Source organism: Hydrogenophaga sp. (assembly GCF_036675665.1).
In the GTDB taxonomy this organism is placed as follows: domain Bacteria; phylum Pseudomonadota; class Gammaproteobacteria; order Burkholderiales; family Burkholderiaceae_C; genus Hydrogenophaga.
The window spans coordinates 81440-105843 of sequence record NZ_JAKFEO010000083.1 but is presented as its reverse complement, the minus strand read 5'-3'; the positions used below and the strand labels follow the sequence as shown (position 1 = coordinate 105843).

At 61.2% G+C, this 24404-nt stretch carries 23 protein-coding genes, 3 tRNA genes and 1 pseudogene; 17 read left to right on the top strand and 10 right to left on the bottom strand.

Going from position 1 to position 24404, the window contains the following annotated elements; translation table 11 throughout:
* Window positions 1-649: 649 nt before the first annotated feature.
* Together V6M63_RS20245 and V6M63_RS20240 are read left to right on the top strand one after the other, a co-directional pair.
* Window positions 650-835, top strand: a complete 186-nt coding sequence (locus V6M63_RS20245) for a hypothetical protein (RefSeq protein WP_304778080.1) — start codon at window positions 650-652, stop codon at window positions 833-835.
* 16 nt (window positions 836-851) lie between these two features.
* Window positions 852-1283 carry a hypothetical protein gene (locus V6M63_RS20240; RefSeq protein ID WP_304778078.1) on the top strand — a complete coding sequence of 144 codons (432 nt, stop codon included), beginning with the start codon at window positions 852-854 and terminating at the stop codon, window positions 1281-1283.
* A gap of 59 nt (window positions 1284-1342) precedes the next feature.
* On the opposite strand, the gene V6M63_RS20235 is transcribed toward V6M63_RS20240, so the two are convergent.
* Window positions 1343-1495 carry a hypothetical protein gene (locus V6M63_RS20235; RefSeq protein ID WP_304778075.1) on the bottom strand — a complete coding sequence of 51 codons (153 nt, stop codon included), beginning with the start codon at window positions 1493-1495 and terminating at the stop codon, window positions 1343-1345.
* Window positions 1496-2150: 655 nt separating this feature from the next.
* On the opposite strand from V6M63_RS20235, the gene V6M63_RS20230 reads away from it, so the two are divergent.
* The 3 genes from V6M63_RS20230 (at window position 2151) to V6M63_RS20220 (ending at window position 4618) form a co-directional block, all read left to right on the top strand.
* Entirely contained in the window at window positions 2151-2339 is a 189-nt protein-coding gene (locus tag V6M63_RS20230; protein WP_304778072.1) for a hypothetical protein, read from the top strand.
* A gap of 96 nt (window positions 2340-2435) precedes the next feature.
* Window positions 2436-3344 carry a hypothetical protein gene (locus tag V6M63_RS20225; RefSeq protein WP_304778069.1) on the top strand — a complete coding sequence of 303 codons (909 nt, stop codon included), beginning with the start codon at window positions 2436-2438 and terminating at the stop codon, window positions 3342-3344.
* A gap of 146 nt (window positions 3345-3490) precedes the next feature.
* Window positions 3491-4618 carry a hypothetical protein gene (locus tag V6M63_RS20220; RefSeq protein WP_332744805.1) on the top strand — a complete coding sequence of 376 codons (1128 nt, stop codon included), beginning with the start codon at window positions 3491-3493 and terminating at the stop codon, window positions 4616-4618.
* 256 nt (window positions 4619-4874) lie between these two features.
* Here the strand turns inward: V6M63_RS20220 and V6M63_RS20215 are convergent, their stop codons facing one another.
* The gene (locus tag V6M63_RS20215) at window positions 4875-5591 is read right to left on the bottom strand and encodes a hypothetical protein (protein WP_332744803.1); all 717 of its coding nucleotides are present in this window, start codon (window positions 5589-5591) and stop codon (window positions 4875-4877) included.
* A gap of 350 nt (window positions 5592-5941) precedes the next feature.
* On the opposite strand from V6M63_RS20215, the pseudogene V6M63_RS20210 reads away from it, so the two are divergent.
* Both V6M63_RS20210 and V6M63_RS20205 read left to right on the top strand, forming a co-directional pair.
* Window positions 5942-6612, top strand: a pseudogene (locus V6M63_RS20210) (ATP-binding protein); the annotation flags it as partial.
* A 921-nt stretch (window positions 6613-7533) separates the two neighbouring features.
* Window positions 7534-8658: a tyrosine-type recombinase/integrase gene (locus V6M63_RS20205; protein ID WP_304778066.1), complete on the top strand. Its 1125-nt coding sequence runs from the start codon at window positions 7534-7536 to the stop codon at window positions 8656-8658.
* Window positions 8659-8761: 103 nt separating this feature from the next.
* On the opposite strand, the gene V6M63_RS20200 is transcribed toward V6M63_RS20205, so the two are convergent.
* From V6M63_RS20200 to hrcA, 3 genes are all read right to left on the bottom strand, one after another.
* Window positions 8762-8838, bottom strand: a tRNA-Arg gene (locus tag V6M63_RS20200).
* A gap of 28 nt (window positions 8839-8866) precedes the next feature.
* Window positions 8867-8943: transfer RNA gene (locus V6M63_RS20195), tRNA-Ile, on the bottom strand.
* Between the two features lie 40 nt (window positions 8944-8983).
* Window positions 8984-10003, bottom strand: a complete 1020-nt coding sequence (gene hrcA / locus V6M63_RS20190; RefSeq protein ID WP_332744801.1) for a heat-inducible transcriptional repressor HrcA — start codon at window positions 10001-10003, stop codon at window positions 8984-8986.
* A 100-nt stretch (window positions 10004-10103) separates the two neighbouring features.
* Here hrcA and V6M63_RS20185 point away from each other — a divergent pair, with 100 nt between their 5' ends.
* Genes V6M63_RS20185 through rapZ form a run of 3 tightly spaced genes read left to right on the top strand, consistent with a single transcriptional unit; the run spans window position 10104 to window position 13632 of the window.
* Complete coding sequence (locus V6M63_RS20185) at window positions 10104-11015, top strand: NAD kinase (RefSeq protein WP_442909624.1); 912 nt, start codon at window positions 10104-10106, stop codon at window positions 11013-11015.
* A 44-nt stretch (window positions 11016-11059) separates the two neighbouring features.
* Window positions 11060-12703 carry a DNA repair protein RecN gene (recN, locus tag V6M63_RS20180; protein WP_332744798.1) on the top strand — a complete coding sequence of 548 codons (1644 nt, stop codon included), beginning with the start codon at window positions 11060-11062 and terminating at the stop codon, window positions 12701-12703.
* 14 nt (window positions 12704-12717) lie between these two features.
* Window positions 12718-13632 carry an RNase adapter RapZ gene (gene rapZ, locus V6M63_RS20175; RefSeq protein WP_332744796.1) on the top strand — a complete coding sequence of 305 codons (915 nt, stop codon included), beginning with the start codon at window positions 12718-12720 and terminating at the stop codon, window positions 13630-13632.
* On the opposite strand, the gene mutY is transcribed toward rapZ, so the two are convergent.
* The 3 genes from mutY to mutM form a co-directional block, all read right to left on the bottom strand.
* Window positions 13629-14732: an A/G-specific adenine glycosylase gene (gene mutY / locus V6M63_RS20170; protein ID WP_332744793.1), complete on the bottom strand. Its 1104-nt coding sequence runs from the start codon at window positions 14730-14732 to the stop codon at window positions 13629-13631. The two genes, rapZ and mutY, sit on opposite strands and share 4 nt — an antisense overlap.
* Window positions 14729-16672, bottom strand: coding sequence for a dynamin family protein (locus V6M63_RS20165; protein ID WP_332744791.1), 1944 nt, complete (start codon window positions 16670-16672; stop codon window positions 14729-14731). The genes mutY and V6M63_RS20165 overlap by 4 nt, the downstream gene beginning before the upstream one ends.
* Window positions 16673-16765: 93 nt before the next feature.
* Entirely contained in the window at window positions 16766-17581 is an 816-nt protein-coding gene (mutM, locus tag V6M63_RS20160; RefSeq protein ID WP_332744790.1) for a bifunctional DNA-formamidopyrimidine glycosylase/DNA-(apurinic or apyrimidinic site) lyase, read from the bottom strand.
* 91 nt (window positions 17582-17672) lie between these two features.
* On the opposite strand from mutM, the gene V6M63_RS20155 reads away from it, so the two are divergent.
* From V6M63_RS20155 to pth, 7 genes are all read left to right on the top strand, one after another.
* The gene (locus V6M63_RS20155; protein ID WP_332744789.1) at window positions 17673-19487 is read left to right on the top strand and encodes a tetratricopeptide repeat protein; all 1815 of its coding nucleotides are present in this window, start codon (window positions 17673-17675) and stop codon (window positions 19485-19487) included.
* Window positions 19484-19957, top strand: coding sequence for a lipoprotein insertase outer membrane protein LolB (locus V6M63_RS20150; protein ID WP_332744787.1), 474 nt, complete (start codon window positions 19484-19486; stop codon window positions 19955-19957). The genes V6M63_RS20155 and V6M63_RS20150 overlap by 4 nt, the downstream gene beginning before the upstream one ends.
* Window positions 19958-19971: 14 nt before the next feature.
* Window positions 19972-20862, top strand: coding sequence for a 4-(cytidine 5'-diphospho)-2-C-methyl-D-erythritol kinase (ispE, locus tag V6M63_RS20145; RefSeq protein ID WP_332744819.1), 891 nt, complete (start codon window positions 19972-19974; stop codon window positions 20860-20862).
* A 94-nt stretch (window positions 20863-20956) separates the two neighbouring features.
* A tRNA-Gln gene (locus tag V6M63_RS20140) sits at window positions 20957-21033 on the top strand.
* A 100-nt stretch (window positions 21034-21133) separates the two neighbouring features.
* Window positions 21134-22108, top strand: coding sequence for a ribose-phosphate pyrophosphokinase (locus tag V6M63_RS20135; protein ID WP_056269363.1), 975 nt, complete (start codon window positions 21134-21136; stop codon window positions 22106-22108).
* A gap of 100 nt (window positions 22109-22208) precedes the next feature.
* Window positions 22209-22841 (top strand): 50S ribosomal protein L25/general stress protein Ctc, encoded by a 633-nt coding sequence (locus V6M63_RS20130; RefSeq protein WP_332744784.1) that lies wholly within the window; start codon window positions 22209-22211, stop codon window positions 22839-22841.
* Window positions 22842-22931: 90 nt separating this feature from the next.
* Window positions 22932-23603, top strand: a complete 672-nt coding sequence (gene pth, locus V6M63_RS20125; RefSeq protein WP_332744781.1) for an aminoacyl-tRNA hydrolase — start codon at window positions 22932-22934, stop codon at window positions 23601-23603.
* Here the strand turns inward: pth and V6M63_RS20120 are convergent.
* Together V6M63_RS20120 and coaD are read right to left on the bottom strand one after the other, a co-directional pair.
* Window positions 23540-23851 carry a YfhL family 4Fe-4S dicluster ferredoxin gene (locus V6M63_RS20120; RefSeq protein ID WP_332744780.1) on the bottom strand — a complete coding sequence of 104 codons (312 nt, stop codon included), beginning with the start codon at window positions 23849-23851 and terminating at the stop codon, window positions 23540-23542. The genes pth and V6M63_RS20120 overlap by 64 nt on opposite strands.
* A gap of 16 nt (window positions 23852-23867) precedes the next feature.
* On the bottom strand, window positions 23868-24386 hold the full coding sequence (coaD, locus tag V6M63_RS20115) for a pantetheine-phosphate adenylyltransferase (RefSeq protein ID WP_332744778.1): 519 nt from the start codon (window positions 24384-24386) through the stop codon (window positions 23868-23870).
* Between the last annotated feature and the right edge of the window lie 18 nt (window positions 24387-24404).

Genomic DNA, 24404 nt, shown 5'->3' with positions numbered 1-24404 from the left:
CTTTGAAAGGAGCCAGCAGTCCCGATTCAATGCCCGCGAGCATTACCCACAGCATGCTGACGGAGCACCCCAAATGGTTTGAGAATCAAACCAGCAACCGTCCACCGGACGGGGTCAACTCCAGTCCCGCGTCAATACGTGCGCCCGACCTGGCAACGACTTAGGTTCCGAAGATTCGATCTCACGGCAAGGAAGTAGAGCGGCACGCTTGTCACCGCTTGCTCTAACAGAGACGCAACTCTCTGGGCCGGAACGGCCCGTAGCGGGCCAAGCCGGGCCAACCTTGCCCGCCAGCCTCTGACTACTCACCTCATTTGGCCCGGAGTGGCCCGCTCCGGGCCAGGCCGGGCCAGGACGACTTGGTTGCCGCGATCAAGCTGCTAGTACCTGGCCTGAAGTGGCCCGGAGTGGCCCGGAGCGGGCCACTCCGGGCCAGGGACTGGTCGCCATCGCTTGCGCACTTGTGCGGGCGACCAGAAACTCCTCTCCCAGCACACCCCGTGCATGCAACTTCTTCAAGGAGAGTCCAATGAAACACGCTGCGAACATCACCTGCGTCCCAGCTCGAGCAATCAACGCTCGCTACAAGGGGGCCCCTTACGGGGTCCTTCGCCGTGGACATGAGGCAATGCTCAACACGGTGGGCGCCATGAACGACTTCGACAACATCTTGATCTGTGGTGGCGGTGGCGCGGCGTTCCTTGAGTTTCTCCGCACTCATGCTCGTGAGCTACGCCTTCGTCTGAGGATGGATGGCGGCTCAACCTTCTCCAACGTGCGCAGTTTCCGGGTAGTGGCCGACTACTCTGTGAACGAAGCCTCCGCAAACCGTTGATCGAAGGGAGCACAACATGGCGCAACGAAAACGATCACAGAATTCAGCTGACGCTCTGCGGTTGCGGGTCCGAGTCACCATTCACCCCGATGGGGTCGGGCTTCTGGACTATCTCAAGGGGATCAGCCCCGCAGGCCTAAGCATGGAGATCCTGCAGTTGATCCAGTTGGGCTACCAGCTCCGAATGGCCATTGGCCGCATGAGTTTTTCGCCCCTCGGCCAAATGCTGCCTTCGCCTGCTCCAGTTGCAGATTCAGCGGCCCCCTTGGATCTTTCGGTATCCGATGGCGCACCGGAGAGAACCCAAGTGAGTGCTGCCGATCACATGGAGGAAGGAGCATCGTGCGCCAGTCCGTTCGACGCGAAATTCAAGAGCCTCTTTGGACAAGCATATGAAAAAACCATGAACAAAAGAGCTACGGCCCGAACTGGGCCACCAGGGGAATGAAAACGAGACGCGGTCACTCATCAACTCATTCAGCAGTGGTCCATAGAGATGTGAAGATTTCAAGGGCACTCTTCACCACAGGCCATCTGCTCTCGCTCACGCCGTGTTTCCTCTTTGAGCTCTGCGATCGCTTTGTTCATCCAGCGGATTCCACATACGGCTACCACGATGCCCACAGCCATGAATATCTTTAGCAGATCTGCCGCCGTCATTTGAACTCCTGGTTGGTCGCAATTCTTCCAAAAGATTCTAGGCGTCCATGCTCAGAAATCAAGATGAACGCTATGGAAAAGCGTGCACCTGCGCATGGCATCACAACTCAGTTTGGTGAGGACGGGCAACGGGCCCCTAGATTTTTCATTCACCCGATGTACTCCGCTTGCCAGCGGTATGCAGGGCGAGCTGCAGACGACGAAAATTGACCGCGCGGACTTGACATCAGGTCTTCTTGTGCGAACTTGGTCTGACCAATCACACACAAGAGGAACAAATGACTCCCACTCACCAAGAAGCGGTTCGGGCCACGGCTTGGCGCCAAAGCCTGAGACAGCACTTCGACATTGCCGCGCTAGATCGATCTTCCACCGAGGCGCCCCACTGGCTCTTGAGGTCTGCGTGCGTACGCAACCTGCTTGTGCAGAAGTTGTGTCGATTGCGGCCCGACCTGGCTTTCTCGATCTGGAAAAACTCCAGTGCCTTGGATCCCCTGCTTGAGGCCATGGTCGACGAGCTTGATCTGCGCACGATGCCTGAACCCAGCAGCGTGCAGGAGCAGATTTGCTTTCTGCGTTGGGCCGTTGCACAGCTCGTCTTGAGAGAGCGATGCCGTTCGCGTGGCCACAGCTACCTCATCACAGGAGCTAGGGCATGAACTCCACAACCTGGCTGGCGCTCGGATTCATCGTTCTTTTTGTAGTACTAGCGTCTCAAGGCAGCAGCAGCGCGAGAGGTCGATCATCAAACTCTGATGACGACGATGACGACTCCTACAAGCAGATTCAAGACCAGATGGAAGAGGACAACCTGTACCGCCTCTGGCAGGACAGCGACTACTGATTCAGCCATGACAAAACCATCACACATCAGCATAAGCCAGGAGCCATCTAACTTGGTTCCCACGAAACAGTCCTCCGTCCGCACCGGAGGGATGCCATGAAAGAAGAACTGCAATCACTGCTTGTGGAGTGTTTGAGCGAGATACAACAGGGAAGGCAGACCAGGACTGCTAGGAGCACGTCACTTCAAACCGGCGAGAACGCAATGGCTCCCGGCTCACAAACCGCAGAGGATCTGGACCAACTTGCCGTCACGGCGACCCGGCTGGCCTACAGGCACCGCCAAAAAGTCACTTTCAATGAACTCCTGGCCATACCCTTGCTGTTCTGCGAGATGGACCATGTGGTCGTCAATGACGGCCCAGCTCTGCGGCCGCGCTCAACACATTGGGACATGGTTCAGGAGGCCCTGCAAAATTGGGCACCCGAAGGCGTACGCACAAGTGTCCTGCACCGGCTACCGTGGGTAACTGATCTTGAGCACTGGGAACCTGAGACCACCCGCTTCTTGCTTGAACACGCGCTGCCCGGAGGTGCGACGTTTAAGCACGAGCTGGCACTTCCAGCACATCAACCCGCAAACACCCCAGCATCGCGACTCGGATTCGTCCTGCTGGTGGCAAGCAGTGAACGAGGCTGGCCATCCCGTCGGCTCGTCCGCCCGCAGGAGGACGCACGCCTTAGAAGTGTCCTGAATTTTGTGCTTGAACTCGAAGGGACATGTGTTGCGAAAGTGGGTCCGGTATTGCCCATCTCAGAGGCACTGACCCAGGGCGTCTGTGACTGGTTGACGTTTGAAATCGAACCCTCGGCCCACACCACCTGGAATCTTCATCTTGACCGATGCGATGTAGATCGCAGGTGGATACACGTCGGGCGAGCTGGCGAACCGGCGTCCCAGTTTCGCGTTCCCCTCCGGTGCCATCTGATTGGCTCGACGGGTCTGTCACGAATCGTCTCCCACATAAGCCTGCTCGCCGCACGCCACCCAGAGGTACGGCAGTGAGGCGCAGGGCTGAGCTGTATCTGCTCGCACTTGGCTCCTGTGGACTCACAGTTGGCTATGTGGCCTGGCCTGGTACCGCGTGGGGAGGCGCCCTCAGCATCCTGCTGCCTTTCATGTGCGGAGTTCAGCCAACTCGTTTACAGGCCTTGGCAATCTCCGCTGGCTACTACCTTGGCGCGCTCGGTCCATACGCCATCTGCGGGTTGCTGGAGACCCAGGGCATGGTGGAGTGGGAACGGCTGGTGACCGCTTGCGCGGTTTTTACCTTCTGTGCAGTGGCATGGGCGTTCGCTGGTGGCCACCACCCGACTGCATTTAGGCGGTTCGTCACAATGCTGGGCGTGTGGTTCGTGACACTCGCCACACCCATGGGTGGATGGGGTTTGGCACATCCGAGCTTTGGTTGGCTATTCATCGGCAAAGGCGGAATGGGCCCGCTGACATTTGTGATTGCCGGTGTTTTGACCGCGTTTCTGGTCACCGCTATTCGCAGAGAATACGAGCGGCGCGCACCGATGAGCGTGATATCCGGGCGATCGCTCGCCTTTGCCATCTGCGCCATTGTGATTCTGGGCGGAACCTTCGATCAGACGGCTGCACCAAGCCACTTAGGTCCTGTCGCAGCAGTGTCGGCCAATCGAACTCAGGGAGAGCTGCATAGCCCCGACGTGCAGCGTGAAAAAGTCCTGCGGCTTGAGGTGCTGCTCGGCAAGCTCGCCCTAGTCAACCTGCAGCATGAACCGATCCTGCTGGTGTTCACACCCCAACGGCACATCGGGGTGAAGCTTTCCACAGAGCGGGAGGCTGTCCTAAAGGAACTTCGTACTTCAGTGACGCGCCACAAGATCGGGCTAGTGGTGAACTTGGCCACTGAAACCTCGGGACCCTCGCCAACGATTTCGTCGAACTGCACAGCTTTGCTCCCGAGCACGATGGCCATATCAATCACGTTTCGGAATCGAGTCTGCAATGTAGAGGTGATACCAATGGACTCATCTGATCGAGCGGGCACTGGCAGTTCTGTCGACCGACCACTTCCACGTCTTGAGATTTCGTATCAACGTTGGCCGCAGTATGAGTTGAAGCCGTCTCTGGAGCTTTGGACTTCACTTGTGAAATCGAGAAATCATGCGCGCATCGTCGTTTTCAGCACTACGGGCGATACCCCTTGGATGACTCACACGAGCCGTTTTGCAGCAAAACAAGTGCTTTCGCTCAATTGGGCCACGCGTAGCGGCGTCATCTTTGAAACACTCGGACGAGCGGAAGAGTGAAACGCGATCGGAGAATAGGACGCGATTGCGAGCGGAAACCATGACGCCTTGAAAGGATGTAACTTTGGAGTAAAGGTACGCCCATTCATTGGCGATTGCTATGACTGCGTCATCTCCCGAACATGATCCTTGATGTTGATTGAGGATCTTGAGCGACTTTTAGCTGAAAATCACAAACACCCTGAAGTCCCGCCCAATCCTATGGCTCGGGAAGCTTCCAAGTGTACTTGCCTTCCGCAAGCATTCTCGCAGTTTGCTAGAACTTCAGGCCGCCGCTTCCTTGAAGCCACTTAACCCAAACAAGCGTGATGGTTGGAGCACTGTAGCCCAGCGATTGCGTCACTGCCTTGATGGCCGCCTCCATCTCCAATGCGTTTACGCGTATCGATTCAAACTCATTCTGGTTTTTGGCAAGCTGCATGTAACCCATATAGTCCTCAAACATGAGGTGTGCATACGCACGGCGCAGGTCTTGATAGGTGACCGGCATCAAACTTTTAGAAATACGGTGGGTCGCGAGTACACGCTCAAACCTTCGATAGCTCTGATCTTTAGATAGGCCTTCATATCCCATAGTATTGCCGGCAGCTTTCTCCGAATGTTGCAAGCACCGGGAATAGACCTGACGTTGACGGTGCACCGTAGAAGGCAACTTTGCATAAGGGATTAAGCGGGAGCGACCATCTTTTGTTCCCCGCTGGACAAGCAATCCCGCAGGCGTGATCGATTCGTGAGGCTTTAAGTCCAGCGCCTCGGAAAGCCGAAGACCAGAGATCAGCATCAGATCGCATAACAATGCCTCATCCGGGTTAGTTGTTGCCACCCTCCCAATTAGTTCTTCGCAATCGGTTACTAATTTTCTTGACATTGAGTTTGCCAGCAACTCTCGGACTGATGCACTTATGGTGCTCTCAACTTTCGGATTGCGCATGGCCTTCTGTCGCTTGGGATTCTTCGGGATATCGTCTTGCATTTGATCTGTTCCAGTGCAGTTGGGTTGGGTGAAAGAGCCTAGGCCCTCGGAGACACCTCAACGGTAATGCCGTTCCCTCGTCACGCTCCCCCACCTTTCACGGGGAACACCCCCCGTTGACGCACCCCCGTTGATTAGATTCAGTAGAGATGCATCATTTCGAACTACAAATTCTGGACGAGTGAACGTCAGATGCGCGCGCGCCCACCCGGCTACCCGGCACCGAGCGCTGGCGCAAACCTCGCGTGTTCGTGGCCACGCTGCGTTACTCGCGGCGCAGCTTCCGCCTCGTGGTCTGAAATTCCGGCCAAGAGATGTGGGCCAAGCTGCACGAGCAGGCCTGGCGCTACTTCGCGGCCATGCTGCAATGCGAGCTGGACCGCCAGCGCGCTCGCCTGACCAAGCGCCGCTTCAAGCGATCGGGTCTGGATGAGCGGCCCTCGCTGGCGAACTTCGTCTGGCGATTCAACCCGAAGCTGCCGCGCAGCGCCTGCTTCGAGCTGCAAGCCCTGAAGTTCATCGGTGAGAGGGCCATCGCGCTAATCATCGGCAAACCGGGTGCCGGCAAGAGCCATTTGGCCAAGGCCGTGGCCTACTAGGCCACGCTGCAGAAGTACGACGTGCGTTACGTGGAGACCGACACCGAGTTCGCCCGCTACGGGCTAGCCAGCACTGCCGAGCAACTGACATGCAGGATAGAGCCAGACCTGCTGGTGCTGGACGACCTGTTCCTGGCCGACGCTTCGCCGATGTGAGCGCCGCGTTGCTTCAGGGCATCGTGCACCAGCGCTACAAGCTGCGCCGCTCCATCGTTATCACCTCCAACCGCGTTGTGCAGGACTGGGGCGAATACCTGGACGACGCCACTATGGCCACCACCATCTTGGGCCGGCTCATACACCGCTGAGTGATGCTGGAGTTCTAGGGCAAAAGCTATCTTCTGAAGGAGGCCGCCTCACGTTTCGCCATTACGTCCACATCGCCAGAATCCGACCGCCCTGCCTGGAGCAGTTTGGGCTAGCCATCGGGGACCACGCTGGGGCACACGTTGGTGCTGATCTCTCTAGAAAGCATTGTTCTCATGGAATCTTGGAACAGATGCAGGACATAGCATCTCACTGAAGTCGGTTATTCAGCGCGTGTGGTGTTCTTCAGAGCAGCTTTCAGTCGTCGGTGACAAGGGTCAGCGCGCGGGACTGGTCGGGATCGATTGACCAGGTTCGGTCTACCCAATACATTTCCAGTCACCGTACGAGAGTACGTGAAGGCACATGCCTTCCTTCAACTTGAGTTCACCGTTTTTACGAGTGAACTCTGCATAGATCAGCGATGTGATGAGTCTCGAATGAAAAGACTGGTCATGGTTGTCTGATTGATTCAGATCTGACCTAGATACCCGGGTCAGCGCACGCAAGTGCGTGAAGGCGAAATCCTTCAATCATCGCGAGCTAGCAGCCATTCACGCGCCAGCTTCGCACCGGCCGCCTTCTGCGCAGGCCACACAGGCATTTTCCGTTCCGCTCTTCGCAAAGCGGGCTCTTCATTTTTTCCTTTTCATCATTTGGGCAAGTTGTCTGCGCCCAGGCTCGGCTTTGCCTCACTGAGGCGCTTGCGTACTGCCGTGCTCTTGACAAGTTACTGACCTATGAAATCTTGATCAGAGAGAACCACACATGAAAGAAAAACCACGACCCGACTTCGACGATGAGCTCCCTCGGTACTGCATGAACCGCCAGAACGCCATTCAAGCACTTTGCGTCAAGCCAAACTACTTCGACACGCACATCAGGCCGCGCTTGAGAACAACAAAGCAAGGCACTTCGCTCCTGTTCCTTTGCGAAGAAGTGAAAGCGATCGCATACGAGATGTTCGACAAATCAGGCACCGAGAGCGCTCGGGCCGACGACATGCAGACAAAACCAGTAAACACGAGTGAAACACCATGGGGAAAAAATCAACCGGCATCTACAAACGGCAAAACGGTAGCTGGGTCGTCGACAAACGCGTTGAAAACGTTCGGTTTTACCAAAGCTTTGGATCATATGAAGACGCAGAAGCGTGGCTCACCCGGGAACTAGAAGCACTACGGCAGACGCGTGTCCATGGCGCCACCCCCCAGATCACCTTCGACCAAGCTGCTGGGCGCTACATTGAAGAGAATGCGCATATGGCGTCAGTGGAGTCGTCTGGCTATCACCTGAAGGCCGTGATGCCCTACATTGGCGACCTTCTGCTTGAGCAAGTTCACTCAGGAACACTGCGGCCTTTCATTGATGCTCGACGCGAGGCAAAGATCTCACACAAAACGATCAATTTGAGCTTGGGCGCGGTGCGTCGAGTCCTCAATCTGGCAGCGGGAACATGGCGCGATCCCGATTCGGGCAAGCCTTGGCTGGTCTCTGCCCCGCTGATCACCATGTTGCCTTTGACAGGCCATCAGCGCCCGCCACGGCCGATCACTTGGGACGAGCAGGCGCTTTTACTGAAGGAGTTGCCGAAGCATCTTCACGAAATGGCGCTGTTTACCCTGCACAGTGGCGTGCGAGATGATGTGGTTTGCAATCTCCAATGGGCTTGGGAGATCCCAGTGCCGGAGCTCAACATCTCTGTTTTCGAGACCCCGCCAGAAAACGTCAAGGGGCGCCGCACTTCAAAGCTGGTGGTGTGCAACAGCATTTCCCAGGCCGTGATTGAGGAAGCGCGGGGGCATCACCCAACCCACGTTTTTGCGATGTCTTGGCGCCACCGTGAACTGGGACCAATTAAGGCCATGAACAACAGCGCGTGGCAAGCTGCGCGCGCAAGGGCTGGTCTGGGCGATCTGCATGTACACGACCTTCGCCATACGGTGGGCATGCGACTGCGTGAGGCTGGCGTCAGTGAGTCGACCCGGCGGGACGTCCTGTGGCACAGCAATCGCTCCGTTACGGACCACTACTCCATGGCCCAGATCCGAGAGATTCACGAAGCTCTTGAGAAGATCACACACCCGACCAACGGCTGGAACAAGAGCCTCCAGGCGCTAAAAGCGGAGCACGCGCTGCGGAAAGCCGGCACACGGACTTGAGCCTCGTATGCTGATGATCAATTCCGAGTCCCGCAAAAGTCCCGCAGCAAAGAAAAACGGGCTAGCTCTTTTGGAGCTAACCCGTTGATCTAGAACGATGTTCTGGTGCGGCTGGCAGGAATTGAACCCACGACCCCTTGGTTCGTAGCCAAGTACTCTATCCAACTGAGCTACAGCCGCGAAGCCTTGAATTATAGCAGGGTTTTTTTGGTAGGCCGTGTTGGACTTGAACCAACGACCAAAGGATTATGAGTCCTCTGCTCTAACCAACTGAGCTAACGGCCCGACAACAGCGGGATTGTAGGGGCCGGGCTCGGGCAAACCTCTACTTGTTGTGGCTCAGGGCGTTGCCCACCAGTTTGGCGGTCACATCGACGATCTGGATCATGCGTTCGTAGGGCATGCGTTGAGGGCCGATCACGCCCAGTGTTCCAACGATCTGGCCATCGATCTCGTAGGGCGCCGTGACCACCGACAGATCTTCGTACGGCACGACCTGACTCTCGCCGCCAATATAGATACGCACGCCGTCGGCCTGGGCCGACACATCCAGCAGGCGAATGAGCTGGGTCTTTTGCTCGAACAGGTCGAACATGCGGCGCAGGTTGCCCATGTCGCTGGAAAACTCACTCACCGAGAGCAGATTGCGTTCACCCGACACCACCACCTCGTCTTGAGCCGAGTCGTTTTCGGCGCCGATGTCCACCGCCGCCTTCATGAGGTCTGCAATCTCACCGCGCAAGGCGTCGACCTCGTTCTTCAGCCGTTCGCGTACAGCCTCCATGGTCAGGCCTGAATAATGGCTGTTGAGGAAATTGGCTGCTTCAAGCAACTGCGACTGGGTGAACGTTGCCTGTGTGTGGATGATGCGGTTCTGCACCTCTCCCTCGGGGGAGACGATGATCACCAGGACCCGCCGGTCCGACAGGCTCAGGAATTCGATGTGGCGAAACACAGAGGCACGGCGCGGGGATGTGATGACGCCCACGAACTGCGACAGACTGGACAGCATGTTGGCCGCGTGGCTGATGACACGGTGCGGCTGACCAGCCTCGATGCCCGGTGCCGTCATCTCGCTCACGGGCGACAGACCTTCGCGTCGCACGGTGAGCATGGTGTCGACAAACATGCGGTAGCCGCGCGCGGTTGGGATGCGTCCGGCCGAGGTGTGTGGGCTGGCGATCAGGCCGAGCTCTTCCAGATCGCTCATCACGTTGCGGATGGTGGCCGGCGACAGCTCCATGCCGGCGGCACGCGCCAGGGTGCGCGAGCCCACGGGCTGGCCGTCGGCGATGTATCGCTCGACAAGGGTTTTGAGCAGCAGCTTCGCGCGGTCGTCCAACATCGCTTCATTTTACGGAGAGACCACTGCCCGGTACCGCTCGCAAGCGAGGGTTTTCGGGCAATCCACCACAGACGGGCTATGTTGTAATTTGCGCATGAGCATGCCCCCCGACACACGGTCCACCCCCATCCGATCGGACCGACCCTTGCGCTTCTCGCATGTGGTTATCGTCGGCAAATACCACGCACCTGGGTCGCGAGACGCGGTCGACGAAATCGCGCACTTCCTGCACGACGAGGGCTGCGACGTGTCGCTGGAGCAGGAAACTGCGCTCAACACCGGCCTGACGCAATACCGGGCGCTCTCGGTACCCGAGATGGGCCAGCACTGCGATCTGGCCCTGGTGGTGGGAGGCGACGGCACGATGCTGGGCATTGGTCGACAACTGGCGCGCTACGGCGTGCCGCTGGTGGGTATCAACCAAGGGCGCCTCGGCTTCATCACCGACATTCCTTTTGAAGATTTCCGCGCCAAGCTGCACCCCATCCTGCGCGGCTCGTTTGAGGACGATCCGCGCTCGCTCATGGCCGCCAGCGTGTGGCGCGATGGCCGCTGCGTGTTCGAGGCCACCGCACTTAACGACGTGGTGGTCAACCGGGGTGGCGCCGCCAGCATGATCGAACTGCGGGTGGAGGTGGACGGGCATTTCGTGGCCAACCAACGCGCCGACGGCCTGATCATTGCCTCTCCCACGGGTTCTACCGCTTACGCCCTGTCGGCCGGGGGGCCGCTGCTGCACCCGGCGATCGGGGGCTGGCTGATGGTGCCGATCGCGCCGCACACCTTGTCCAACCGGCCCGTGGTGTTGCCCGGGCACAGCGAGATCGCCGTGGAGATCGTCTCGGGCAAGGAAGCCAGCGCCAATTTCGACATGCAGTCCTTCACCAGTCTGTTGCACGGCGACCGCATTGTGGTACGCCGATCCGAACATGCCTTGCGCCTGCTGCATCCGGTGGGGTGGAGTTACTTCGACACCTTGCGCAAGAAGCTGCATTGGAACGAAGGGGTCTGAGGACCCGTCAGAATTCCGCCTGTCCACAACACCCGACACCCATCATGAGTCTCCGCCGCATCGCCCTGCGCGACTTCGTCATCGTGCAATCCCTCGACTTGGAACTGGGCCAGGGTTTTGGCGTGCTCACGGGCGAGACCGGTGCGGGCAAGTCCATCCTGATCGACGCGCTGCAGCTGGCGCTGGGTGCCCGGGCCGAAAGCGGCGTGGTGCGCGAAGGCGCCCCGCGCTGCGAGATCGCTGCCGAGTTCGACGCGCCCGCCTCCCTGACACCCTGGCTGGAAGAACAAGGTTTTCCGGTGGAGGACGGCCTGCTGGTGCGTCGCACGGTGGACACCGAGGGCCGCAGCCGCGCCTGGATCAATGGCAGCGCAGCCACGATGGCGCAGCTCAAGGCCTTGGCCGATGGCCTGGTCGATATCCACGGCCAACATGCCTGGCAGAGCCTCACGCGTGCAGAAGCCGTGCGTGACCTGCTCGACGCCTACGCCGGTATCGACGCCACCGGCGCCACCCAGGCCTGGGCTCAGTGGCGCCAAAGGCGCAAGGCCCTGGACAACGCGACCGAGAAGCAGAACACGCTCCAGCAGGAAAGCGAGCGCCTCGCCTGGCAGATTTCGGAACTCGACAAGCTCACGCCGCTGCCCGGCGAATGGGAAGAACTGAATGCGCAGCACAGCCGCCTGGCCAACGCGCAGGGCCTGCTGGACGCCGCGCAAGCCGCGGTCACCGCACTGGACGACGAGGAACCCGGTGCGGCGACACTGATCCACCGCGCGCTCGTGGCTCTGCAGGCGCAGGCACACATCGAGCCCCGGTTTTTGGACGCCATCGCCGCACTGGAAGCCGCCTTGGCGCAAGTGCAGGACACCGTGCACAACCTGCACCAGTACGCACGCCACACCGACCAGGACCCTGCCAGTCTGGACGCGTTGGATCAACGTCTCGCGCAGTGGGTGTCGTTGGCCCGGCGCTACCGCCGCAGTCCCGACGAACTGGCCGAGGTGCTCGGGCAATGGAAAAGCGAGCTGGCCGCAATCGATCAGGCGCTGGATCTGGACGCACTGCAGCAGGCCGAGCGCTCGGCCTGGAAAGCATTCAACACCGAGTTGCAAACCATCACCAAGGAACGCCAGAAGGCTGCGCCCAAGCTGTCAAAGGCGGTCACTCAGAGCATGCAGAGCCTGGGCATGCAGGGCGGCGTGTTTGAAGTGGCGTTGCAGCGCCTCGATGAGGCCCAGGCACATGGTTGGGAACAGGTCGAATTTCGCGTGGCGGGCCATGCCGGCGCCACACCCAAGCCGGTGGGCAAGGTGGCCTCGGGTGGTGAACTGTCCCGCATCGCTCTGGCGATCTCGGTGGTCACCAGCCGGCTGGGGCAGGCGCCCACGCTCATCTTCGACGAGGTGGACTCGGGCATCGGAGGCGCCGTGGCGCACACCGTGGGCCAGTTGCTGCGCCAGCTCGGGCGCGACCGCCAGGTGCTGGCCGTGACCCACTTGCCCCAGGTGGCGGCCTGCGCCGACCACCATCTGCTGGTGAGCAAACAGATGGTGGGGCGGCAGACGCTGAGCACGGTCACTCCCATCGAGCACGAAGCCCGTGTGGTTGAACTCGCACGCATGCTCGGCGGCAGCGAGAAATCGGAAATCTCGCTGGCCCATGCCCGCGAACTCCTGTCGGCTTGACCGATCCAACCACCATGTCCTCACCCAACGAAACGCCGATTCACCTGGTGTTGATCACCGGCATGTCCGGGTCGGGCAAATCGGTCGCGCTCACCGCGTTGGAGGACGTGGGCTTCTACTGCGTGGACAACCTGCCGCCCGAGCTGCTCGAATCCTTCATCGAACTGGAACAGAGCCACAAGGCCAGCAAGGTGGCCATCGCCATGGACGTGCGCAGCGCGGGTTCGCTGCCGGGCTTGCCCAAGCGGCTGGCGCAGTTGCAGCACCACGCCCAGCGCCCGGTCAATCTCACCACGGTGTTTCTCGACGCCACCACCGACACGCTGGTACGCCGGTTTTCAGAGACGCGACGGCTGCATCCTCTGTCGCTCAAGCAGTTCAACGACCAGCACCGAGCCCTGACCGATGCCATCGAGCAGGAGCGCGAGTTGCTCGCTGAATTGCGGGACCAGGCGCTGGTGCTCGACACCAGCCTGATCCGCCCCACGCACCTGCGCAGCCAGATCAAGGACCTGCTGGGAGCCACTCAGGCGCCGCTCACGCTGGTGTTCGAGTCGTTTGCCTTCAAGCGCGGCATCCCCATGGACGCCGACTTTGTCTTCGATGTGCGCATGCTCCCCAATCCACATTACGAGCCCGAACTCAAACCCCTGACGGGCCGCGACGCCCCGGTGGCAGCCTACCTGGCTGCGCAACCCGAAGTGCTGCAGATGGAGCAGCAGATCACCGACTTCCTCGGACACTGGCTTCCCCAGATGTTGCGCGACCACCGCAGCTATGTGACCGTGGCCATCGGCTGCACGGGCGGGCAGCACCGTTCGGTGTACCTGGTGGAGCGGCTCGCGCGTGCGTTCGGCATGGACTGGTCCACGCGTGTGAGACACCGCGAGGCCGATAGCTGGCCAACGCCGATCGTGCCAGGCGTTTAAATCCTCGCAAACAGGTCAGGCACCCACGCAGCGTGCAGCAGCAGCTTCACCGGCGCGGGCAGGCCATGCTGGCCCAGCCGTTCAGCTTCCACCCACTGGCCTTCAGGCAATTCGCCGGGTAACGGCTCCGACGTGAGTTCCAACAGCAAGGGGTGCAACCGCAACTCCCGGTGGGTGAGGCTGTGCGACACGGCGTCCAACGCGATCAACCGATTCACCCAGGCAGAGGGCAACCCAGCGCAAGCAGCTTGCTCGCTTTCAAACACCGGCGGGCAATACAAACCGGCCCAGATGCCGCTGGCCGGTCGGCGCTGCAGCCAGAAGCGTTCCTGCCCATCGGCGCGCTTCACGAGCAGCAACCACCAGCTTTCATGACGACGCTTCAAGGTGCGGGTCTTCACAGGAAAACGCTGCGGCTCGCCTGACTGATAGCCCCGGCAAATGCCCTGCATGGGGCACTGCCCACAGGCCGGGCGGCTGCGCGTGCACAACGTCGCCCCCAGGTCCATGAGCCCTTGTGTGTAGGCCGTCATGTCGTCGGCAGAGGGGTTGTTCGGCAACAGCGCCTGCGCGATCTCCCACAGCTCGCGTTGGGGTTTCGTCTGCGCCAGATCGCCCTCAAACGCGAGCAAGCGCGTGAGCACCCGTCGCACATTGCCATCCACGATGGAGATACGTTCGCCAAAACAGAACGATGCAATGGCCGCTGCGGTGGAAGCACCGATGCCGGGCAAGGTTTCGAGCCCTGCGGCGGTAGAGGGAAATTCGCCACCGTGCGTGGCCTCCACCGCCTGTGCGCAGCGGTGCAGGTTGCGCGCCCGGCTGTAGTACCCCAGGCCGCTCCACAAGGCCATGACCTCGTCGGCTTGCGCGGCGGCCAGGGCGTGCACGTCGGGAAATCGCTCCAGGAAACGCGCGTAGTAGCCCAGCACGGTGCTCACCTGGGTCTGCTGCAGCATCACCTCGGACAACCACACACGATAAGGATCGCGGATGCCCTGCCAAGGCAAGCCGCTGCGCCCGGCGCGGCGTTGCCAATCGATCAGCAGGGGAGCAAAGGCAGGGGGCAGATCGGCACGCCGGCCCAAGACACCGCTCATGCCGTCAAGGCTTCGGCGGACTCTTCTTCGGGCGCGGCCAGCAGGTGGTCGGTCAGCTCGGCCAACTTGGCATCGAGCAGGTTGAGTTTCGCCTGGTGGGTCTGCAATTCGCGGATGCGCTCGTCGAGACCACCTGCGGCCTGCTGGATGCGCGAAACCGCTTCAATCCGTCGGGTGAAATTGCGGCGGCGCTCGCGCAACTGGGCATCCAGCTGAGCCGCAGCCGATTTGTTCCACAGCTCCACCTCGTTGACCGCCGTGTCGTACACCACGCGCAGACGGCTCATGAGCGCGCGCGCCAGGCGCTCGGCAAACTCGGGCTGAGCCAGCTTGAGCGCGTTGCCCAAACTGAGGTACTGCAAATGACTTTTCTCGATCAGATCGAGGTCCTTGACATACTGGGCGAGCTGCGGCGGCGTGGGCGCCTGCAATGAAAAACCGTACTCGGCGTTCAGGCTCTTGAAGCTGCCTTCCAGCATGGCCTGGATGTCGCCGGCCATGCCATCGGCCTTGGCCATGTCGGCGCGCAGCCGATCAAACGTGTGGTCGTAGGCGCGGCGCACGCCCAGCTTGATGCCTGGCTGTCGAAGCGCCTTGGACAACACCGACACCTCGGACTTGAGGTGTGTGGCGCTCAACATGGCAAACAGGTCCTTGAGCAGGCGCAGGTGGACCGAACGCACGGCCTGGATCTTGGCGCCGCTGGCATCGAAGTCGGCCTGCTCTTGCTCGATGCGCAGGCGCATCTGCTTGATCACGCCGGCGTTTTTGCCTCGCAATCCATCCAGTTCCTGGATCTGCTCCACCAGATCGCGTGAGCGGGTGTGCACCATGCGCGTGGTCTCCACCCGCAAAGACTGGATGCCGGTGGCCACGGCCGCACTCAGGATCTTGCGCCGCTGGCCCAGCAGGTCCACGCCCAGCGCAGTCTCGAGTTCCATGAGATTGCTCGCTTCGAGCAACTTCTTGTCGCGATTGACCTTGGCCAGCAGGCCCTTCTGGGCAGACACCGCCAGCACCTGGCGCGGCGAAAGCCCGAGAATCTCGGCCGAGTCGGTGCGTTGCGATGCAATCTGCAACTGAACTTGCTCGGGCGAGCTCAGTGCGTCCCACATCGTGTCGATCTTGTTGAGCACAACCAGGCGCGACTCCTTGCCCTCGCCCAGCACCGACAGATGCTGGCGCCAGATGGTGAGGTCGGATTTGGTCACGCCGGTATCGGCCGCGAGAATGAACACCACAGCCTGCGCCTGGGGCAGCAGACTCACGGTGAGTTCAGGCTCGGCACCGATCGCATTGAGCCCGGGCGTGTCCAGAATCACCAGGCCTTGCTTGAGCAATGGGTGAGCCATGTTGATCAGGGCATGACGCCACTTCGGCACCTCCACCGTGCCATCGGCTGCGGCCAGCGGATTGTCATCGGGCGTTTCATCGCTCCAGAAACCCAAGTCACGCGCTTCGTCCAGCGTGACCCGGCGAACCTCGGCCACCTTCTGGATCGCACGGGCGAGCTGCTTGGGATCGTTCACATCCAGGTCAATGCGCTCCCACTTGTCGGGCGCATTGCGCCAATCCAGCAACGACAGCGGTTGCAGGCGGGTCTCGATGGGCAGCAGCCGAAGGCAAGGCGGCACCTCGGCGTCGTAGCCCAACTCGGTGGGGCACATCGTGGTGCGGCCGGCGCTCGCCGGCATGATGCGACGCCCATAGCCGGCAAAAAACACCGCGTTGATCAGCTCCGACTTGCCCCGGGAGAACTCGGCCACGAAGGCCACCATGATCTTGTCGTTCTTGACCTGGGCATGCAGACCGTCCAGGCGCTCGCGGATGCCAGGCTCCATCAGGTCGTGATCGGTCAACCACTCGGCAAGCAAGCGCAAACGCAAGGCAAACTGCTTGCGCCACACGCCATGTTGATCAAATTCCTGATTGAAACTCATAGGTCTGATGTTGTAACCACTGGTCAATATAGCATCGGCCTTCCACGCAAAACCGGGCGGCCTGCATGCCCGACAGCCGGGCCGGCCAACGGATCAAGCTTTCTGGCAAGTGGTGCAAAAAAACGTCGAACGCTGCCCTTGGCGAATGGCCTTGATGGGTGTACCACATACCCTGCAGGGTTGCCCTTCACGCCCGTAGACCATGGCATCCAGCTGAAAGTAGCCCGACTGGCCTTCGGCACTGGAGAAATCGCGCAGGGTGCTGCCGCCGAGTGCGACCGCGCGCGTGAGCACCTGAACGATCGCTGCGTGCAGACGCAGGACGCGCGGCTTGCTCAGCCGATCTGCTCGCAAGGTCGGCCGAATACCCGCCATGAACAAGGCTTCCGACGCATAGATGTTGCCCACGCCCACCACGATGTCACCGGCCAGCAACACCTGTTTGATCGCCGATCGCCGCAACTGCAGGGCTCGGTGAAAAGCCAGGGGGTCAAAGCCCGCCTCAAGTGGCTCCACCCCCAGGCTGCCGAGCAGCTTGGCCGCTGGCGCGACGTCCAGCGCCTGGGCATAGACGACCGCGCCAAAACGACGCGGGTCGTGCAGACGCAATGTGCCCTGGCTGGTCAGCAACTCAAAATGATCGTGGGTGCCTCGGGGCGGCAGCACCTGCGCAAACTGAAGGCTGCCCGACATGCCCAGGTGCAGCAGCAGGTGCCCCTCGTCCAGGTTGAGCAACAGGTACTTGCCCCGGCGGGTGACCGAGCGAACCGATCGCCCCTCCAAAACGGCCGCCTCGCAGCCCAAAGGCCAGCGCAAGGGCTTGCCCATCTCCAGGCGCAAGACCGAAGCCCCCGCAATGCGGTCGGCAAAGCTGCGCCGGGTGACTTCGACTTCGGGGAGTTCGGGCATGGATCGGTATTTTCTTCAGGGCATCCGGAACGCTTGTGCGGTCTTCCGATCACACCCCTGCACCCCGAAAACCTTCCATTATCATGAACCAATGAATACCTTGCACCGCATCGCAGGCCCGTCCACCCAGCATGCCGGGCTCGTGCGCAAGTCGGCACTGGCTGTCGCATTGGCCGCCTGCTTCTGGGGCGCCGCGGCACAACCCACCCCGACAGCTCCTGCGCAAGCGCCAGCCACTGCACCGGATTCCGGAGAGGTCGTCAACTCAGCATTGAACGCGCCGCTTTTTTACCAATTGCTGTTGGGCGAACTCAATGTGCGTGCAGGCGAGCCCGGAACAGGCTACTCCTTCATCCTGGACGCCGCCCGCAAGCAACGTGATCCTCATCTCTACCGCCGTGCGGTCGAGGTGGCGCTGCAAGCCCGCTCGGGTGAAGCGGCGCTGACTGCGGCGCGCGCCTGGTCGCAGGAAATCCCCGGCAGCTCTGAAGCCAACCGGTTCGTGCTGCAAATCCTGCTGGCTCTCAACCGCGTCAGTGAAACCGGGCCCGTGCTGCAGACCATCCTCAACGATGTCAGCACAGCGGAGCGCAACGACACCATCAACGCCATTCCCCAGACGTTTTCCCGTGTGACCGACAAGGCGCTTGCCGCCGCTGTGGTGCGTGAAGCTTTGGGCCCATACCTCAAACAACCTCTGCACGCAGCCACTGCATTCACCTCGGTCGGCCGGATGTATCTGGCGCAAGACCAATTGCCCGAGGCACTGATCTCGGCCCGCCTGGGCCACACCGCAGAACCTGCATCGCCATTTCCCGCTCTGCTGGCCCTTGAGCTCATGGAACGCGGTGAACAGTCGGCCGAGCCCATCGTGCAGCAGCAGCTCGATGCCAGCAGCATCGCCACACCGGCCGACACCGCTGTCGCCCTCGCGTATGCACGCATCCTGTTGGACACGCAACGCAATCAGGAAGCACGTGCACAGCTTGAAAAGCTGACGGCCCGCCAGCCCGACCTGGCTGAACCCTGGCTGTTGCTCGGTTCGGTGCAACTGCAGGAAAACGCCTTGCCTGCGGCCACTGCATCGCTGGAAAAGTACATGGCGCTGGCCCGACAGTCGGGCGACGAGCGTGCTGCCCGCGGCCTCACGCAAGCCTATTTGATGATGGCGCAGATCGCCGAAAAGCGGCAGGATTTCCCGGCCGCCGCCGCGTGGCTGGACCGCATTGAAAACGCCGAAGACATCATGGCAGCGCAGATGCGCCGCGCGTCGCTGCTGGCTCGGCAAGGCCAGATGCCTCAGGCCAGGGCCCTGTTGCGCAGCCAGCCCGAGCGCACCCCTGACGACGCTCGCCTGAAGCTGGTGGCCGAAGCCCAGTTGTTGCGCGATTTCAAAGCCTGGCAAGAGGCCTATGAGGTCTATGGCGAAGCGGTCGCCCGATTCCCCGACGTGGCCGATCTGCGTTATGACCAGGCCATGATGGCGGAGAAAGCAGGCAAACCAACCGACATGGAAGTGCTGCTGCGCGCCCTGATCGCTGCCAAACCCGATTTTCACCACGCCTACAACGCACTGGGCTATTCGCTGGCCGATCGCAATGTGCGCCTGCCCGAAGCCAAAAAGCTGATCGAAAAAGCGGTTGAACTCGCGCCCGGCGATGCCTACATCCAGGACAGCCTGGGCTGGGTGGAATTCCGCCTGGGCAACATCGCGCGTGCGCTCGACATCCTGCAAACCGCTTATGGGAAACGCCCCGATCCGGAGATCGCGGCGCACCTGGGCGAGGTGCTTTGGTCACAAGGTCAACGAGACCAGGCGCTGAAAATATGGCGCGAAGGCTTGATGCTCTCGGCAGACAACGAGACCTTGCAAGGAACACTCAAGCGCCTGCGCGTCAAGCCATGAGGTGGGCGGCGCTGCTGGTCACCGTGGCTCTGCTGACGGCTTGCGCCACCCCGCAGCGCGTTGCCGTGCCCGGCGAAGAATTCTGGAGTGGCCGCCTGGCCATGACCGTGCAGAGCGATCCACCCCAGTCGTTTTCAGCCAGCTTCGATTTGCGCGGCACGCCGGCCACCGGTGAGCTGCAACTCACGACGCCTCTGGGTACGTCGCTGGCCACGGTGGTGTGGTCGCCCGGCAGTGCCGAACTGCGCCAGGGTGGCCAGATCACGCGACGTGGCAGCCTGGACGAACTCACCGCCGAACTCAGTGGCACGCCCGTGCCGGTGGCCGCCCTGTTCGACTGGCTGCGCGGGCGAACAGGCGATGTGCCGGGCTGGCAGGCCGATCTGGCCAGACAACCCGAAGGCCGCATCACGGCGCGCCGGCTGTCTCCACCTCCCACAGCCGAGCTTCGGGTCGTCGTGCAGCCATGAGCCTCGGGACGACCTTGCGGCGTTTGCTGGACGTCCCGGCACCCGCCAAGCTCAACCTGTTTCTGCACATCACCGGACGGCGCGACGATGGCTACCACCTGCTGCAATCCGTCTTCATGCTCATCAACTGGAGTGACTGCCTGCATTTTGAGCTGCGCCCAGACGGGACCATCAGCCGGGAAGACCTCACGCTGATGCGGCTGCCGGCCGACGACCTCTCGGTGCGCGCAGCGCGGGCTCTGCAAGCCGCGACCGGTTGCACTCACGGCGTACACATCGGCTTGGAGAAACATCTGCCCGCCGAAGCCGGCATGGGCGGTGGATCGTCGGACGCAGCCACCACGTTGCTCGCGCTCAACCGCCTCTGGGGCCTGGGACTGAATCGTCGGCAACTCGCAACCATTGGTTTGAAACTGGGCGCCGACGTGCCTTTCTTCATCGGTGGACGGCACGCGTGGGTCGAAGGCGTGGGCGAGCAGCTCACGCCCGTGCAACTGCCCAACACACAGTTTGTGGTGGTCAAACCGCAGGGCGGTGCATCGACACAGCGCATCTTCAGTGCACCGGAGCTCAAACGCGACACAAAAACTGCTACAATCCAAGGCTTTGCTGCAAACGACTCGCAAGAAGATGCCCAAGCAATTGGGGTGATCGATATCCAGGAAATCCTGGCTTTCGGGCACAACGATCTTCAACCCGTGGCGCAGGCGCTGTGTCCCGATGTGGGACGCTGCATTCAGTGGTTGCAAGACCAAGGTTTGCAGGGGCGCATGACCGGATCGGGTACGGCGGTGTTTGCGCAAATGCCGCAGGCCATGCAACTGACCACCGCCCCGGGCGACTGGACGGTTCGTGAATGCAGCAACATGGATGTCCATCCATTGCTCGACTGGTGCTCCGATTAGAATCGGCAAGCGTTCAGCCCAGGCAGTGGTTGCGCAACCTGCGACAGTTTTTTCGGTGGTCTGTCCGGCTTCACGTTGAACAGACCTCCTGCGTAGGGGAGTCGCCAAGTTGGTAAAGGCACTGGATTTTGATTCCAGCATGCGAGGGTTCGAGTCCTTCCTCCCCTGCCACCCGGTTTTCATCACATCACGTACCCAACCGGCCGTTCCACGAACGGCCATTTTTTGACGGCGATCCATTTGGGCCGTCGCTCAAACAGCTGGGAACCCCATGCAAGTTCAGCCGCCCGATTTCATGATCTTCACCGGCAACGCCAATCCGGTGTTGGCCGCCGAGATCGCACAGCATCTGGGTACCCAGCTCGGTGCGGCCAACGTGGGGCGCTTCTCCGACGGTGAAGTGACCGTGGAGATCACGCAGAACGTGCGCGCGCGCCACGTGTTCGTGATCCAGTCCACCTGCTCACCGACCAACGAGAACCTGATGGAACTCATCATCATGGTCGACGCGCTCAAGCGCGCATCGGCCGTGAGCATTTCCGCCGTCATCCCCTACTTCGGTTATGCCCGCCAGGACCGCCGCCCGCGTTCGGGCCGCGTGCCGATTTCGGCCAAGGTGGTGGCCAACATGCTGACCGCCGTGGGCGTGAACCGCGTGCTGACCATGGATCTTCACGCCGACCAGATCCAGGGCTTCTTCGACATCCCGGTGGACAACATCTACGCCTCGCCGGTGCTGCTGGGCGACCTGCGCCAGAAAAACTACCCCGACCTGCTGGTGGTCTCGCCCGACGTGGGTGGTGTGGTGCGCGCACGTGCGCTGGCCAAGCAGCTCAACTGCGACATGGCCATCATCGACAAACGCCGACCCAAGGCCAATGTGTCGGAAGTCATGCACGTGATCGGTGACATCGATGGCCGCAACTGCGTGATCATGGACGACATGATCGACACCGCCGGCACGCTGGTCAAAGCTGCCGAGGTGCTCAAGGAGCGCGGCGCCAAACACGTCTACGCGTACTGCACGCACCCGATCTTCTCGGGCCCCGCCATCGAGCGCATCGCCAAGGGCAGCGCCCTCGACGAGGTGGTGGTGACCAACACGATTCCCCTGTCGCAGGCCGCCCAGGCCTGCGCCAAGATCCGCCAGCTCTCCGTGGCGCCGCTGATGGCCGAAACCATCGCGCGCATTGCCTCGGGAGAGTCGGTGATGAGTTTGTTTGCCGATCAGGACAACCTCTTCTAAGAGGACCTGAAGGCAGCAAAAGCGGGTGGCCTCCATGGTGGGGGTCGCTCTTTTGAAACAGAGGCGTTCTGGTCGCGGAACCCCTCCTCAGGAGTAATTTATGCAATTCGTCGCTTTTGAGCGCGCCAAGCAGGGTACGGGTGCGAGCCGCCGTCTCCGCAACACCGGCCGCACGCCCGGTATCGTCTTTGGTGGTGAAACACCCGCCGCCACGATCGAACTCGATCACAACGCCCTCTGGCACGCCCTGAAGAAGGAAGCCTTCCACTCGTCGATCCTCGAGATGGACGTGGCTGGCTCGGTGCAGAAGGTCCTGCTGCGCGATGTGCAGTACCACCCGTACAAGCCACTCGTGCTGCACGTGGACTTCCAGCGTGTGAACGACAAGACCCGTCTGCACAAGAAGGTGCCGCTGCACTTCATCAACGAAGAGAACTCGCCTGCGGTCAAGACCGACAAGTGCGTGATCAACCACGTGATGACCGACATCGAAATCGAGTGCCTGGCCACCCAGCTGCCCGAGAACATCACGGTCGACCTGGGCGAAGTCGTCAAGGGCGGCACGGTTCACACTGGCGACATCAAGCTGCCCAAGGGCATCAAGCTCGTGATGCACGGCCGCAAGAACCTGACCATCGCCACCGTGGTGGAGCCGGTTGAAGAAGTTGTGGCCGCTCCGGTGGTCGCGGCTGTCGACGACAAAAAAGGCGCTGCCAAAGGCAAGAAGAAGTAATCTGTCCTCGGACGATCACTGCCTTGAAACGGCCCGCCTTGGCGGGCCGTTTTGCTTTCAGCCTTTCATATCTGCCGATAATCCGATCCCATGATCAAACTCATTGCCGGCCTGGGCAATCCGGGCCCGGACTACGAACACACGCGCCACAACGCCGGTTTCTGGTGGGTGGACGAAGCCGCGCGCCTGCTCAAGACTTCGCTGCAGATGGAGCGCGGCCATTTCGGCCTGGTGGCGCGCGCCGTTGTCGCGGGCCAGAACGTCTGGCTGGTGGAGCCGCAGACGTTCATGAACCTCTCGGGCAAGTCGGTGGCGTCGGTGGCACGCTTCTTCAAGATCGCGCCCGAAGAGGTGCTGGTGGTACACGACGAACTGGATCTGCCGCCGGGTGAGGTGAAGCTCAAGAAAGGTGGCGGGCACGCTGGCCACAACGGGCTGCGCGACATCCACGCGCAATTGGGCAGCCCCGACTACTGGCGCCTGCGTGTGGGCATTGGCCACCCGGGCAACAAGAACGAGGTCGCGAACTGGGTTCTGAAGAAGCCTTCACCCGATGACCGCATTGCGATTGCCCAGGCACTGGACCGCAGCCTCAAGGCCCTGCCGCATTTGATCGCCGGGGAGATGGACAAGGCCACAGGGCTCATCCACACCAGCAAGCCGCCGCGGCCCAAACCACCGCGGCCGGCGAAGCTCGATCAGGTAGCGGCCGAAGGCGGTGCGCCAGGTGAAGGCGCGTCACCGGCAGCCGACAAAGGCTGACCGGCCTTTTGCAGACGCTGGTATTTCTGCCAGAGTGTTTCGCGCGACTCGATGTGGTCCGGGTGGATCGGGATGCAGCTCACCGGGCAGACCTGCACGCACTGCGGCTCGTCAAAATGGCCCACGCACTCGGTGCAGCGCGCGGGGTCGATCTCGTAGATCTCCTCGCCCATGTAAATGGCCTGGTTCGGGCACTCGGGCTCGCACACATCGCAGTTGATGCATTCGTCGGTGATCAGCAGGGCCACGGCAATTTCTCCCGACTCAAGCCTGCAAGGGAGCGGGCTTGAGGTTCGAGCCTACGTTGGGGCTCACCATCTGCGACACGTCACCGCCCAGCTGAGCAATCTCGCGCACCAGCGTGCTGGAAATGCACTGCAGTTCGGCCTGCGGCAACAGGAACACCGTCTCCACCGCCGGGTTGAGCTTGCGGTTCATCGCCGCCATTTGGGCTTCGTAGTCGAAGTCGGTCAGGTTGCGGATGCCGCGCACCACGGCACAGGCGCCTTGCTGACGGCAGAAATCCATGATCAGGCCATCGAACGGCAGCACACGCACGAGGCCGGGCATGCGAGACGCCGCTTCCGCCGCCATGTCGAGCCGCTGCTGCAAGGCGAAGCGGGTCTTCTTGTGGTGGGCGATGGCCACCGCGATGATCACCTCGTCGAACAAGCGCGCAGCGCGGCGCGCCACGTCTTCGTGCCCCAAGGTGAGCGGGTCGAAGGTGCCGCTGTACACAGCCACTCGGGGCTGTTTCGAAGGCGGGGAAAGGTCGGAACTCATCCCTGGAATTATGCGCGC